The sequence below is a fragment of the Dyella sp. 01N448 genome (genome assembly GCF_056399225.1).
Genome location: NZ_JBFTQX010000008.1, coordinates 69,646 through 84,762 on the forward strand (window position 1 = coordinate 69,646; position 15,117 = coordinate 84,762).

Annotated in this window: 9 protein-coding genes; 2 read left to right on the forward strand and 7 right to left on the reverse strand. The window is 65.6% G+C overall.

Annotation, left to right across the window (positions count from 1 at the left end; genetic code table 11):
* Positions 1–28 precede the first annotated feature (28 nt).
* A complete protein-coding gene (gene fusA / locus AC1DKY_RS15050; RefSeq protein ID WP_441603160.1) occupies positions 29–2,068 on the reverse strand; it encodes an elongation factor G in 2,040 nt (679 codons plus the stop codon).
* Between the two features lie 420 nt (positions 2,069–2,488).
* Between fusA and AC1DKY_RS15055 the strand changes: the two genes are divergently transcribed.
* Both AC1DKY_RS15055 and AC1DKY_RS15060 read left to right on the forward strand, forming a co-directional pair.
* The gene (locus AC1DKY_RS15055; protein WP_441603094.1) at positions 2,489–3,403 is read left to right on the forward strand and encodes a hypothetical protein; all 915 of its coding nucleotides are present in this window, start codon (positions 2,489–2,491) and stop codon (positions 3,401–3,403) included.
* Between the two features lie 46 nt (positions 3,404–3,449).
* Positions 3,450–5,369, forward strand: coding sequence for a hypothetical protein (locus AC1DKY_RS15060; RefSeq protein ID WP_441603093.1), 1,920 nt, complete (start codon positions 3,450–3,452; stop codon positions 5,367–5,369).
* 83 nt (positions 5,370–5,452) lie between these two features.
* On the opposite strand, the gene AC1DKY_RS15065 is transcribed toward AC1DKY_RS15060, so the two are convergent.
* The 6 genes from AC1DKY_RS15065 to AC1DKY_RS15090 form a co-directional block, all read right to left on the reverse strand.
* Positions 5,453–6,034, reverse strand: coding sequence for a DUF4136 domain-containing protein (locus tag AC1DKY_RS15065; protein ID WP_441603092.1), 582 nt, complete (start codon positions 6,032–6,034; stop codon positions 5,453–5,455).
* A gap of 94 nt (positions 6,035–6,128) precedes the next feature.
* Positions 6,129–8,381, reverse strand: a complete 2,253-nt coding sequence (locus tag AC1DKY_RS15070) for a patatin-like phospholipase family protein (protein WP_441603091.1) — start codon at positions 8,379–8,381, stop codon at positions 6,129–6,131.
* Between the two features lie 221 nt (positions 8,382–8,602).
* Positions 8,603–10,867 (reverse strand): xanthine dehydrogenase family protein molybdopterin-binding subunit, encoded by a 2,265-nt coding sequence (locus AC1DKY_RS15075; protein ID WP_477179990.1) that lies wholly within the window; start codon positions 10,865–10,867, stop codon positions 8,603–8,605.
* A complete protein-coding gene (locus tag AC1DKY_RS15080; RefSeq protein ID WP_441603089.1) occupies positions 10,864–11,394 on the reverse strand; it encodes a (2Fe-2S)-binding protein in 531 nt (176 codons plus the stop codon). The genes AC1DKY_RS15075 and AC1DKY_RS15080 overlap by 4 nt, the downstream gene beginning before the upstream one ends.
* A 51-nt stretch (positions 11,395–11,445) precedes the next feature.
* Positions 11,446–12,771 (reverse strand): APC family permease, encoded by a 1,326-nt coding sequence (locus AC1DKY_RS15085; protein ID WP_441603088.1) that lies wholly within the window; start codon positions 12,769–12,771, stop codon positions 11,446–11,448.
* Positions 12,772–12,940: 169 nt separating this feature from the next.
* Positions 12,941–14,857, reverse strand: a complete 1,917-nt coding sequence (locus AC1DKY_RS15090; RefSeq protein WP_441603087.1) for a S53 family peptidase — start codon at positions 14,855–14,857, stop codon at positions 12,941–12,943.
* Between the last annotated feature and the right edge of the window lie 260 nt (positions 14,858–15,117).

A 15,117-nucleotide genomic window follows, 5' to 3' on the forward strand; every position in this document is an offset into this window, starting at 1 on the left:
TCGCGCCCGTTCAGGCCTTGCTACGGGGTCAGTCGTCGTCCACGTGCGGCTTCCACGCCTCGGCCAGCTGTTTCTGTACCGGCATCGGCACCGGTTCGTAGTGACTGAGATCCAGGCTGTAGCGGCCGCGGCCACCCGTCATCGCCTTCAGCTCGGTGGGGTAGTCGGTGAGTTCGGCCAGAGGCGCCTGCGCCTTGATCACCAGCTCGCCGCCGCGCAAGGAATCGGTGCCCATGATGCGCGCGCGCTTGCCGGCTAGTCCGCCAGTCACGTCACCCACGTTGGCTTCCGGGATGGCCACTTCCACGTCCACGATGGGTTCGAGCACGATCGGCCGGGCCTTGCCGATCGCATCGAGAAATGCCTTTTTGCCGGCGCTGATGAAGGCCACTTCCTTGGAGTCCACCGCGTGGTATTTGCCGTCGTAGACGGTGACGCGCACGTCCTGGATCGGATAGCCCGCGATGGCGCCGGTTTCCAGCGCCTGGCGCACGCCTTTCTCGATGGCGGGGAGAAACTGCCCCGGAATCACGCCGCCTTTGATCGCATCGACGAACTCGAAACCGGCACCGCGATCGAGCGGTTCGACGCGCAGAAACACCTCGCCGAACTGGCCGGCGCCACCGGTTTGCTTCTTGTGCCGATGATGGCCTTCCGCACGCCCGGCAATGGTTTCGCGGTAGGCGATGCGCGGCGGATGCGTGGTCACTTCGACGCTGTAACGCTCCTTCATGCGCTCCAGCATCACCTTCAGATGCAGGTCGGAAAGTCCGCGCACCACCGTCTCGTTGAGTTCCTTGTGATGCTCCACGCGGAAGCACGGATCTTCTTCGGCGAGGCGGCTGATGGCCTGGGAGAGTTTCTGTTCCTGTCCCTTGTGTTTGGGTTCGAGCGCCAGGCCGAACATGGGCTGCGGAAAACGCATTGGCGCGAGATGGATGCGGTCTTCGTCGTGCGAATCGTGCAGCACGGCGTCGAAATGGATTTCCTCGATTTTCGCCACGGCCACGATGTCGCCGGGTATCGCCTGTTCGATCTCCTCGTGCGACTTGCCGCGCAAGCGGAACAGGTGTCCCACCTTGAAGGGTTTCTTGCTGTCGTCGATGAACAGCTGCGTGTCGCGCTTGACCGTGCCTTGCCAGACGCGGAACACGCCAAGCTTGCCCACAAACGGATCGTTGACGATCTTGAAGACGTCGGCGATCACGTGCGCCCTGGGATCGGCGTTGACGGTAATCGTTTCGTCGTCGCTATTGAGAAACGGCGGCGGATTGCCTTCGGCCGGATTGGGCAGCAGGCGTTCGGCCAGTTCCAGGAATTCCTTGAGGCCGGCGCCGGTACGCGTGCTGACGAAGCAGATCGGCACCAGATGCCCTTCGCGCAGGCATTGCTCGAACGCGTCGTGCAATTCCTGCGGCGTGAGGTCGCCTTCACCCGCATCGAGATAGTGGCCCATCACGGTTTCGTTGACTTCCACCACCTGGTCGAGAATGCGCTGGTGCGCTTCGGCCAGCGACGAGAAGTCGGTGGCGCCATCACTGTGGAAAAAGCAGTCGAGCACCTTCGTGCCGCCTTCGGCCGGAAGATTCACGGGCAGGCATTGCGTGCCGAATTCCTCGCGCAGCGCATCCACCAGTGGCGCGAGCTTGGCCACGTCGCAATCGATCTTGTTGATCACCAGCACGCGCGCCAGTTTGCGTTCGCCCGCGCGCTCCATGATGCGGCGCGTGCCGTATTCGATGCCGTTGGAGGCATTGACCACGATGGCCACGGTTTCCACCGCGGCGAATGCCGACAGCGTAGGCCCGCGAAAATCGGCGTAGCCCGCCGTGTCGATCAGGTTGATATGGCTCTGTCCGAACGGGATGCTGGCAATGGCGGTATCGATCGAATGCCCGCGCGCTTTTTCCTGTTCGTCCGTATCGGACTGGGTCGTGCCGCGCTCTACCGACCCTTGGTTCTGGATCACGCCGCCGGCGTGCAGCAGGGCTTCGAACAGCGTGGTCTTGCCGGCGCCGGCATGTCCGGCAAGCGCGATGTTGCGGATGTTTTCCGTGTTGTACGACACGATGCGACCCTCCCATGGCTGGGCGCGGGTTCGTGCCGACGTGACCTGCGGCGCCGCACGAAGCCGCGCGAGCGGCTGACGATGGCGGGCCGTCATGGTCGTCCAGGCGTGCAGGACGCGGGGGCGGTCATGGCGGGTACGGCCGGGTTGGCCGTTTGTGTAGATTTTCGCCAATGGCCGCCCGGGTCAAGTTGCAGTGCGATGAACCCGCCAAACGGCGTCAACGGGGAACCCTCGGCGCTTGCGCGGGTCAGCAGAAGTCCCCATCCCCGCATGGCCGCCCCGGATGGCCGGCCGGCAGCCCCCGCAGTCCAGAAGAGATTCCCCATCGAGCACACCGAGCAGGTCGAACACCATCGCTGGACGCCCCCGGGCCCGCCAACGCGTGGGCTGGCGCCTCTCGACGGACCCACGCGCGCGATGCTGCATCAGCTGCGCTGGCGAAAGCCTCCGCCCAACCGCGGGCGTCGCTGGCTGGCGCTGGGCATCGTGCTGGTGCTGCACGTGCTGTTTGGCTGGCTGACCTGGCACGAGATGCAAGTGGGCAAGGCGGCCGCGCGGGCCCAGCAGGAGCGCACGGGTGCGCTGCTGGTGCGGTTGATACCTCGCGCGACCACGCCGCCGGGACCAGTCGCCGCACCCGAGCTGGCACCGCCACCGCCGCCGGAGCCGGCATCACCACCACGTCCGGTCAACAAGCCGGTGGTGCACGAGCCGCCGGCGAAGAACGCCATGACAGTAAGTCTGCCGCCCGAGCCGCCGGCGCCTGCCAGTTCCAGCCCGCCCTCGCCGCAGCCGGATCTTGCCGGTCAGGCCGCGCTGCCTGCCACGGCAAGCACGGCCGCTCCCGCGCCCGAGGGCGACTATGTGCGCCAGATGCCGCAGGGCGATGCGAAGATCATGCAGCACACGACCACCGTGCCGTACAAGGCCACCCGCTTCGAGAAGGACTGGCAGAAGGGCGGTGGCAGCTCGGTCGATGACGCGCTCAAAAAAGGCGTGGACAAGAGCACCGTCTCGCACACCTTCCACATCGCACCCGGCGTGCGCATCCATTGCTCCGTTTCGCTGCTGGCCTTGGGTGGCGGCTGCGGTGGCGACCCGCCGCCGCCTCCGCCATCCAATGACGGCGACATGCGCATGAACATGGCGCCGGCCAACCAGCTGGCGCCCGGTTCGCCGCCGCCCAAGACCATCAGCGTGGCCGAATGCATCGCCATCTATCGCGCGGAGAAACCGCTGCCGCAGGGCTGTCCGGTCGACACGCCGACGCGCTCGGTCGACGCCGAGATGCAGGAACGGGCGTCGCATCCATCGACGCAGGACGGCGGTTGAGCAGGGGACTGCTCAGAACCTCGTCACTGCCCATTACACTTCGCCCATGGACAGGGAATCCGCGGGCCGGCTGACAGTGACGCTTCCATCGCCCAAGTCGGCGGCGGAGAGCGCGGGCGTCTATCGTCGGCGCCGCGCGGAACGTCCGCGCGACCGCTGGTTGCGCATCATCGCCTTCGTCGGCGCGCTGTTCGTCCATCTCGCTTTTCTGGTCGGCATCATCCTGGGGCCTGCCTACGAGCTGGATGAACTCAACGACGAAACGCCGCCGCTGGTGGTGCGCCTGATCGAGAAAGCCAAGGAAGAACCGCCACCGCCGCCGCCGGTGCGCGGCACGCCGCCCAAGCAGGTGGGTCCGGTGCATCGGGGCAACGCGAGCAATGCGCCGCGCACGGCGCGCCGCAGCAGCTCGTCCACGCGCACCAATAACGATCTTTCGCCCGTACCGGTGCCGGCCATGCAGACGCCGGTGGTCACCGATGTGCCCAAGGCCACCGCGCCCAAGCCGGAAATCACCGCTGCGCCACTGCCGCCGGTGACGTTGCCCAAGCCGGCGCCTGCCGAACAGCTGCAACCGGTGCCCACGGCGCCGGAGCCGCCGCAGGTCGCGTTGGAAACGCCGGCCATAGAGAAGCCGGTGCCGCCGAAATTCCAGCCCGAGCCCATTCGCAAACCGCAGGCGGAAGGCAACCAGCCGGTGCAACCGCCGGCCTCGCTCGCGCTACCTGAGGTGCCGCCGCAATCGGCGCCGGTGGTCACCCCACCGACCGTCGCGCTGGAAAAAGCGGTGCCGGTCACCACGCCGCCGAGCATTGCGGCCGTGCCCCGACCCGAAGCCCCCGCTTCGCCGCCCGAACCGGAGTTGCAGGCTGTGCCGCTGCCGGCGCAGGCGGCGCCTACCGTGAACCTGCAGCCGCAGCCGAGCCCGGTGGCGCCGGTGGTGCCGCGCGAACAGCCGACGATCGAATCGCCGGCGATCCGCGTGGCGGAAGAGCCGCAGCTGGAAGCCGTGCCGTTGCCACCTAATCCGCAGCCGTCGCTGGAACATCCGCAGGCGCCGCACCTGGACGTCGCGGCACCCAAGGCCATCGCGCTGGACAACCAGCCGTCGATCGAGCGACCGCAGCTATCGGAGACTCCAGCGGAGGCGGCGCCCACTCAGAATGCCGCGCCGTCGTCGGCAGCCAACGCATCGACGCAAAGCGCATCCAGCGCGCAGTCCAACACCGCCAGCAACGAGTCGAGCCGATCGTCCAGCGAAAGCGGCCAGAGCAGTGCGCCCAACGCGACGCCGCAGGGCAGCCGCACGGGTACGCCAGGTCAGGCCAACGGCGTCGACCAGTCGCCCAACGTCGCCGGTGGCAAGGGGCTCAATCTCGGCTTGCCGCCCGGCAAGGGCAACGGAACCAGCAACGGTCAGGGCGGCAAAGGGCAGGGCGAGCAGGAAGGCGCCGTGGGCACCTATGTCCAGCTCAAGCCGCACGGCAATACCGAGATCATGTCGCACGGCACGCCTAGCATCGGCTATACGCCCACGCGGTTCGAAAAGGATTGGACGCCCGAAGGGGAAAGCTCGATCGACACGGCACTGCGCCGCGCGGTCGAGAAAACCACCATGCGCCACACCTTCAACCTGCCGCGCGGCGTGCGCGTGGAATGCGTGGTGATGCCGCTGTTCCCGATGGCGCTGTTTGGTTGCGGCGACGGCAATCCGCCGCCAAAGCCGGTGGACGACGTGGTCTACGACAAGATGAAATTGGCGCCGACCCATCCGCTGGTTCCGCCTGCACCGGGCGCCGCCGCGCCAACAATGGCGACCGTGAAGCTCGACAACAGCGCCCAATGCGCCGCGGCGCGCGTGGCCGGTGGCCCCATGCCGCCAGGCTGTCCGACTGAAGTGACCCTGCCGGCAGGTCCAGCGCGCAGCAGCACGACGTGGGTACCCGCGAGCGACCAGTTCCACTGATCGCTGGGGCCATCACGTCGGCGGCGCCCGCTTGGCGTGGTGGGGTCCGGCGCAGTGCCGTCACTCACCCATGCATCGCGCGTTTAGCGCAGGATGCCGTCGGTTTTCAGCTTGGGAATCAGCGCTTGCGCAAGCTGTGTGGTCGCCTTGGGAATGTCGTTGATGCCGATCCCCTGGGTAGTGACCGTCCAGATCAATTTCTCCGAACGCGGATCCCACACGCTCGTTTCCAGCGTCACCACGTCGTATTGCTGCACGTCGGGGGTCGATGCCCACGCGCCGCCGTACCAGCCATAGAAGCCGCCATACATCGGGCCGCTCGGCGTGACGCTGACCCTTTGCTCCACGCGTTGCACGCGCGTCACCAGCACGGCCTGGGCGCCGCTGGACTTGACCAGGTCGCGCAGACCAATCGCACCGGTGGTGCCTGCGGGTATCTGCGTATAGCTGGGGGCGGCCTGGATGCCTGCGGCCTGCAGCTGCTGCGAGAAGGTGTCCTCAAAGACGTGGCGCATGGTGTCGCTGCGCGAGATGCCCACGACCACCACGTTGGTTGCAGGCGGTCCCGGCCACGACGGATCGCGCCACTGGCTGGTGATGCTGACGTTGGAACACGCGCTCAGCACAAGGCCGGCGACGATCACGAGCAGACGCAACGCTTTCATGGCGATGGCTCCTGGAAGGCCCGTCCAACGGGCGGGTGGCAAAGCGATTGTGCGGTGGGGTTCGTGGAGACTTCGCGATAATTGACGCCCACTCTCATGGCGAGGGTCGCAGCAGCGAACCGAAAGTGAGATAGACCGAATTGTGGCCGCCCTGGGCGTAGCCATAGCCGAGGAACAATGGCCCCAGGGGCGTTTGTACGCCCAGGAACATGCTGCCGGCATAGATCAGCGAACCCAGGTCGACCTGGCTGCGGCTCTGCCAGGCATTGCCCGCTTCCAGGCTTGCGCCGATATAGATCGGCGTCGAAAAGAGCGCGTCCATCTGGCCGGTGCGCCGGTACACCACGGCGCGACCGAGCACGGCCTGGTCGCCATGCAGCGAGCGCTCCGCGAAGCCGGAAAGATTCAGGAAGCCGCCCAGAAACTGCTGCGCCTCGAAGAACCGGTCCATCTGCGCGTCATGCGAGAGGGCACTGGTGGCGCGCAGACCCAGCAGCAGGTGATAGCGGGACTGCGCCAGTCCGAAATCGGGGACCCAGTCCGCGTTCAATTGCGCCACGTCGCCGGTCTGATTGCCGCCCAGCCACGGCCGGTACATGTCATAGGACAGGTTGATATGCGCACCCTTGGACGGAAATTGCGCGTTGTCCAGGCTGTCCCAATCCAACCCCACCTTGGCCTGGCTATAGTCCTGCTGCGCGTTGAAAAAATCCCCGGGGTCGCCAATGCGCAAATCGCCTTTGTCGCGTCCACGCGTATAGGCGGCCAGCACGCGCCAATAGGAGAACGGCGACCATCCTGTTTCGAAGCCCAGATAGCTGCGCTTGATCCGGTATTCCGCCAGCTGCCTGTCGCCATCGGAGGTGAAGACCGGGAAGTCTTCGTTGCGCAGCAGGCCATAAGGCATCACATAAGTCGATGCGCCTTGGCCGAACGGTTGATAGAACTCGGTGGCCACACCGCCGATGCGCCCGGCCCACAAGGTGCTGCGCCATTCGGCACCGAGGCGATTGAGGTTGGTCGCGGTGATTTCCGCGGAAATCAGGTACTCGCTGCGACCGGCAAAATCATCGTTCAACTCGAAACCGAGCTTGCCGTACAGCGGACCCCAGGGCTTGTCGCGTGGAATGATCAACAGCCCGCGATCATTGCCCTGCTGCTGCAGGCGGTAGTCGATCTGCTGGTAGTTGCCGCGGCCGTAGATGCTGCCAATTTGTTCTTCCAGCTTGTTCGGATCGAACGGCTTGCCGACGTCCTTGCTGAGGCGCTCGTCGACATACTGAGCCGTGTCCGTGTGCGCGGCGTCCACCTTGAGGAAGGCGACCAGTCCAGGGTCGAACTCTCGTTGCCGGTGTTGTGCGGTGTAGCTCGCCCATTCCTCCGGACCCACGGACAGCGCCTTCAGCCGAGGCAGCGCCGCTTCGGCGGCGGCGCGACCAATGGCGATGGCCTGGGTGCCGCGATTGAATTCCGCGGCGCTCATGTCGCCGAGCGCCGGCGTGATCAGGATGTCGTTGCTGCCCAATGTGGCGAGCTGCTGCCGGGTTTTGTCTTCCATCAACGCGCTCACCATCTGGTTGAGCACGGCCAGCGGATTGCTCAGTTGCTCGCGCTTGGCCAGCGGCGAACCGACGTTCACCACGATCAATTGCGTGGCGCCCATGCTGCGCGCAACATCGATCGGCACGTTGTCCATCAGGCCGCCATCGACCAGCAGCAGATCATCGACATTGGTGGGCGCGAAGGCGCCGGGCACGGACATGCTGGAGCGGATCGACAGCGCCAGATCGCCCGAACCGAACACCACCGCCTTGCCTGCCACGATGTCGGTGGCGATCGCGCGGAACGGTATGGGCAATTGATCGAAGTCGTGCACGTTCCAGGTGGAAATCAGCAGGCGGCGCAGCAACAGCAACAGCTTCTGGCCCTGCACCACGCCGGCCGGCGTGATGATGTGGCCGTTCTTGTAGCCCACTTCGAAATTGAGCAGATAGCGGTAATCGGCATCCTTGCGGCGCATCGGCAGTTCGCCGCGCGCGGGGTTGTCTGAAAACAGGTCGTCCCAGTCGAGCGAGGTGATGATCTCGTGCATTTCCTGTGGCGAATAACCGGCCGCGTACATGCCTCCCACGATGGAGCCCATGCTGGTGCCGGAAATACGGCAGACCGGGATGTGCTCGCGCTCGAGTACTTCAAGCACGCCGATGTGCGCCGCGCCGCGCGCGCCGCCACCGCCAAGCACCAAGCCGATGCATCGGCCCGACGCAGGAGGCGGTGCGGATTGCGCCCAGACGGGCAGCACGGCACACAGGCAGAGCAAGAGGAACAAGCCAACGCGTCGACGCATTCTTACCCCCAGGCACGCAAACGGCGTTACTTTGAGTAGCGCCGAGTGAAGGCATCCTAGGGCAGAATTTCGCGGCGCGCGTCCGTGAAATTACTCAAATGCGTCTGTCATCTTGCGGGTTTTCGTGCACGGTTTCGTCACAAAGCTTTCCGTGCCCGGTAGCCTGCGCTCTCGCGTGAGGCTACTCGTCAGGACGCGGGAGCCGGGCGGCTCCCTGACCGTTACAGCATGCGCAGCATTTCTTTCAGCAGCGGCAAGCGACGCACGCGCACGGCGCTCACGCGGAACACTGCATTGGCCAAGGCCGGCGCTGCCGTGGGCATGCCCAGGAAGCTCGCACCGGTGGGATCGCGATCGCCCGGCACGATGATCACTTCGGTGGTGTCCGGCAACTGGGCCATGTTCGCCAGCGGGTAGTCCTTCCAGCTGCGCTGCTGCACCTGACTGTCCTTGTAGCTGATCGACAGATTCAACGCGGTGGACAGCGCATCGAGCGTGGCGCCTGCGACCTGGCCTTCCAGTCCGGTGGGGTTGATCACGCGGCCCACGTCGACCGCGCAGACCACGCGTTCGATGTTGAGCTTATTGCCTTGGAGGGACGTCTCGATCGCGTGCGCCACATAGGCACCGTCCACGTGCCAGCAGGCGATGCCCAGGCCATTGACGGTGCGCAGCCAGTTCTTCCACTCGATGCGGTCGGCCACCAGCTTGAGCACATTGATCAGGCGGGAGGTGTCCAGCGTGCGGTTGTCGCCGAGCGGGATGACGCGCGGCTCGCCGATCAGGCGCAGGCGCGTGACCAGCGGATCTTCCTTGAGCGATTGCGCGATCTCGTCGACGAAGCTCTCGACGGCGAATGCATTGTTGACGTTCGGCATGCCGCGCGAAGGGCCGCGCAACATCGCCGACGGCAGCGAATACCAGTCACTGCGCAAGTTGGTCACCAGGCCCGCCGGCAACTGATGGGCATCCAGTTCGGACGTCCATAGGCGGTTGTCGGCCACGCCGCGCTGCGCCAGCGCCGAGGCGCTGGCCATGCGCTGGTTCCAGCTGGTGACCTGGCGCTTGCCGTCCAGCGTGGCGCTGAACTTGTGCACGGTGGCCGAGCGATAGAAATCCTGCGTAAGGTCTTCGTCGCGCGTCCACATCAGCTTGACCGGCTTCTCGACTGCCTTGGCGAGCATCACGGCTTCGGCGACGTAATCGTGATCGAGGCGACGGCCGTAGCCGCCGCCCACGCGCGGTACACGGATTTCGATCTGCGCAGGGGCGAGGCCAGTGAGTCGCTGCACGACTTTCCAAGCCTTCTGCGGCGCCTGCGTCGGCACCACCAGCACGGCGCCGTCCTTGTCGATGCGGACCACGCAATTCATCGGTTCCGGCGTGGCGTGCGCCAGCCACGGTTGCACGTAGGTCGCTTCCATCCGGCGGGCGGCCTTCTTGGCGACGGCGTCGACGTCGCCGTCGTTGCGCACGCGTGCGGCTGGCTGGGCGTTCTTGTCATTGAGAACGTCGCTGGCCTGCTGTTCGAACCAGGCGCTGCTTTCGCTTTGTGCGCCGGCCTTCCACTGCAACTTGAGTTTCGCTCGACCCTGCAGGGCGGCCCAGGTGTTTTCAGCGAGTACGGCCACGGCGGGCGAACGCACCGTCTGGCCAAGCGGAATGCCCGCCTCCGGTTTGATCTGCACGACCTTGACGACACCCTTCACCGCCATGGTGTCGGTCGTGTCCAGGCTCTCCACGCTGCCGTCAGGCCAGGGGCAGTGCGTCAGCACGGCGATCAGCGCTTCGGCCGGATAGGTATCCAGCGCATACGGCGCCTGGCCGGTGACGATAGCTCGCGCGTCGATATCACCGGCCGGTTGGCCGATCAGGCTGTAATGCTCGGGCGACTTCGGCGGCACCGGCGTGGCGGGCGGGGCGATCTTGGCGGCGGCATCGGCGAGCGAGCCGTAGCCGAAGCGACGACCATCGGGTGCGATGACGCTGCCCTCTTCGCAGCGCAGGCGGTCGGCGGGAACGCCAAGGCGTCGCGCCGCGGCCTGCAGCAGCAGCCAGCGCGCGAGCGCGCCGGCGCCACGAAGATCGGCCCACGCAGCGGGAATGGAATCGCCCAGCCCGCTGGTCTGGTGTCCGTAGATCCAGCGCGGCTGGCCGTTGTCGTCTTCCACGCCGAGGCCGAGCGAGACCACGCTCACGCGCGTCCAGTCGGCATCGAGTTCGTCGGCGATGATGCGCGCCAGCGAGGTGGACGTGCCGGTGCCGGTGTCCGGATCGCGCACGCCGATCACGATGTTGCCGTCCGCATCGATGCGCACGTAGGCGCCCAGGCCATACAGCGTGTCGCCCAGCATGGCGGCGGGCACCGGCGCGTCGGCGGCGTCCGCGAACGGAATGCCGATGATCAAGGCGCCGGCGCTACCGGCCAGCACCTGCAGGAAACGTCGACGCGAGAGCTGCGGCGTGTGGTCGTTCGCGCGGCTCATGCGTGCGCTCCCTTGGCGACGCGCTTGATGGCGAGGCGCACGTGGGTCTGGCAGCCGCAGCGGCAAAGATTGGGCAACTGGTCGATGTCGTTGTCGCTCGGTTGCGGATGGCGCGTCAGCAAATCGATCGAAGCCATCAGCCAACCCGGGGTGCAATAGCCACAGCCAATGGCGTCTTCGTCGACGAAGGCCTGCTGCAGCGGATGAAGTTTGCCGTCGGCCGCGGCCAGTCCCTCGACGGTGGTCACGGCCTTGCCGGCCAGTTTGGCCACGGGCAGGGTGGTGGCCGAGGCGAGCTTGCCGTCGACCAGCACCAGGTCGTAGCCGCCTTCGCCGTGCTCGCCGCTGTACTTGGTGCCGGTAAGGCGCAGCACGTCGCGCAGATACCACAGCAGGGGCATCTGATCGTCACCGGTGTGGCGATAGCTCCTGCCATTGATCTCCAGATCGACTCCCTCGCGCACCTTCTCGGCCACGATGGTGTTGCTTGTTCCGGGTGTCGGTAACTGGTCTTGCGACTGCGCCATCGGTACAGAACTCCTTGGATATCTACTTATTGTGGCATCGGAGCGCGATGCTTAGGAGGTAACCCGGCTGAACAGGCGTCGCCAGACCAGGTAGACCGGGATGCCGGCGGCCATGATCAGCAGGCCGATGCCCGTGTTCAGGGGGCTGCTACGCAGGCTTTGCACCATCACCAGGCCGATGGTGGCGATGAAGATCAGCGGCAGCAGCGGGTAACCGGGTACGCGGAAGCTGGCTTGATCGCCTTCCCGGCGGCGATACCAGAACAAGGTGCCGACGCCAAAGGCGCAGGCGAGCCAGTCGCCAAAGGTCGCGTAATCGAGCAGTTGGCCGTAACTGCCGGACCACACCAGCACGATGGCCCAGCCAGAGAGCAGCAACAGCGCGACATTGGGCGTGTGGTGCTTCGGATGCAGGCGGGCCACGCTGCGGAAGAACAGGCCGTCTTCGCCCATCACCTGCAGCACGCGGGCACCCGCCACCAGGGTGATATTGCAGAAGCCCAGCGCGGAAATCGCCACGCCCACCGCGATCAGTTTTGCCCCTGCCGTGCCAAAGACCCGCTGCATCACATCGGCCGCGGGCGCGCGGCTGGCGGCGAGGCCGGCGTGGCCGAGCACCGCGAGATAGGCGAGGTTGACCAGGGCATAAGCCGCGATCACCAGCAGCATGCCGATGAACAGGGCGCGTGGCAGGGTGCGTTGCGGCTCGCTGACCTCACCGGCCAGGTTGTTGAGATAGGTGAATCCGGAATAGGCAAACAGCACCGGCAGCGCGGCGCCCATGAAACCCACGTCGGCCGTTTGCGGGTCGGTGGCCAGCATGCCGTGGCCGCTCACGCCGGCCAGGAACAGGCCGCAAACCACCAGCACCGCCACGGCCAGCAGCTTGAGCAAAGTAAACAGGTTCTGCACCTGGGCACCCAGGCGCAGGCCGAACAGGTTGATCAGTGCCACAAAGACCAGCGCGCCGATGGCCAGACTGGTGGCGGCGCTGGCGGGCAGGCCGAACAGGGAGGCTGCGTAGCTGGCAAAGATGGTGGCCACCGCTGCGGTCGATCCGGAATAGATCACCAGCAACATGCTCCAGCCGAACAGGAAACCGGCCAGCGGGCCAAACGCTTCGCGCAGGTACACGTAGCTGCCGCCCGCATGAGGACGACGCGCTCCGAGTTCCGCATAGCAGAGTGCGCCGATCAGGGTCAGCAAGCCGGCGCCGATCCACATCAGCAGCAGCGACAGACCGGACGATGTGCGCATCGCCACGACGTACGGATTGAGGAAGATACCGCCGCCGATGATGCCGCCGACCACGATCATGGCCGCGTCCCACGGTCGGAGGCGGCGGACGTAACCGCCGGACGTCGAGGTGTCGGTCATGAAGGCTTCGCTGCGGGAAAGTGCAGCGAGCATCGCAACTGGGGCCGGTATCGGCAAGCCCTCGACGTCCGTCGGGCCGGCAAAAGAGAAGGGCCGGCACAGGCCGGCCGGGCAGTAAAGAGAAGGGCCGGCACAGGCCGGCCCTTCGTCGACGATCAGGCGCTGGTGCTTAGAACACCGTCATGAACAGCGCCAGGTTGGTCACGTTGAGCGTGCCGATGCCGGCACCGGGTTCATACCCGCCCACGCCCTTGTAGAACCAGTTGTCTCCGGACTTGATGTCGTTGAACGGCGAGAAAGCGCCGTAGCCGAAGATGTTCTGCAGCGGATAAATCTGCGGGTTCCACAAGCCCTGGCGACCGCGCGTGGCCTGCTTGAGCAGCGCGCTGATGCCGTTGAGCTGCGGTGCGACGAAGCTGGTGCCGCCTGAGCCGGTGAGCAGGCCCGGGCCATCCAGCGAGGAGACCAGGCTGTAGCCGGTTTCCGGGTCGGCGTTGAGCGAGATGTCCGGCTCATTGCGGCCCTTGTAGTTGGCCGGCAGCGTGTAATCGATGCCGAACTCAGGGAACAGCCAGCGCTGGTTTTTCTCGCTCTTCTTGATCCCGGGCGTGAACGCCTGGTACAGCGGCACCGGCCAGAACACGCTCACGCCGCCACCACCGCCCACCGAGAACACGGCAACGTTGAGGCCCAGGTTCTTCTTGAAATAGGTCTGGATGTAATCCCAGCCCCAGACACCTTCCTTGGTGATCGATTCGACCGGACCGCCGCGGAAGCTGTAACTGAAGGGCACCGTGGTGCCGCCCGCGGTGGTGATGAACGGATCGGATCCCGGGGCGTCCGCCGTCAGCGGCGGCGGTACCGGATCGGTCAGCGAGCCGCCAAAGCCGCGTACGGTGTCATAGGCGCCGGAGTCGCCCGAGGTGGCGAACATCGAGATGCCTTGCACCGCGGCTTCCAGAAACACCTGATGGAAGGCGCGCAGCTCATCAGTGAAATCCACGCCGCCTTCGGTCTGCGGGAAATACAGGATTTCCGGCGAACCCCAGCTTACCGACAGACTGTCGACCTTGTTGTCGGACACCGCCTGATTGAACACGTCGAAGAAACCGGCATCGGTATTGGGCGCGTCATAGACGATGATGTCTGCCCACGGTGCGAGGCCGCCGGATTGCTCTACGTCAAGCGACGTTTCGCCGGAACCGGCCGGGCCGCTCAGCGGTCCGCCGCCGTCCACATGCACCTGGGTGATGCGGTTGGGCTTGACCGACAAGCCGATGGCGCTCCAGTAGCTATACGCGTCGGCCGGCAGGAAATCCGCCAGCGTGGCGATGCCGATGGTCGAGCCCTTGCCGTTCACGCCCGCCTTGTAGAGCGGATTGATGTTGTAGCGATTGGCTACATCGCCCACGGTGAACTCACCGGGCGTGCAGGTGGCGGTGGGATTGCCGGTGCAGGGCGGCGCAGCAGGCGCCGCCGCAGCGGTTCTGGCCGCCGGGCTCATCGTCGATGCCGAAGCGGGCGCGACGGGCTCGAAGGCCGACACGCGATGCGAGCGATAACGTGCCTCGGTGCTCAGGCCCGATGCAACAATCAGCGTGCCCGACAGCGACGAGGGCAGGGTGGGTTGATTGCTCGGCCGATGGAAGGTCGTGCCATCCGCGCTCTGGTAATCGTGGATGGACGTCTGGAAGGCTTTATTGAATTGGCCGACCGTGCCGCTCACCTTGATGGCGAGATGATTGGGCAGCAGTTCCACTTGCGTGAGCCCCTGCTGCTTGACGAACGCCTGCACCTTGGCGATGTCGCTGGCCGAGGCGCCGAAGCGGTCGGCAAACTGATCGGTGGTGAGGAAGCGGTGGTACGAGGGGTTACCCTGGGTCACCGTGCTGTAAACCAGACTCTCCAGCGCCGCCTGGTTTCGAAGGCCCAGTACGAGCGTAACGTTCACTTTCTGGCTGGTGTTGCTTGGGCCGAGATCGGCCGGTGACGAACTGCCGGCAGCCATCGCTACCGAAGTAGCGCCACCGAAGAGCAGAAGGCCGAGAGAGACCGCGAGCGACTTGCGATGCAACGTCGAGAGCATGTTGTTTCTCCAGGGTAGATACAGCCGACGCTGCGCATCGACGACGCCCCTGCGCGCCGCCGCGCCCTTCAGCGAGGCCGTAAAACGGACGTAATCGCTTTCCCCAAAATCCCAGCCCGCCCCCTGGAGTGACACTCGCGCTGGTGCGGCGAAGCTAGCGCTGACCAGGGCATCCTGGAAGTGAACGCCGGTGCGTAATAAATTTCGACAACGAGGCAGTTGCTTGATTTGCGACCGCAAGTTATTGCGCCTACAACCTA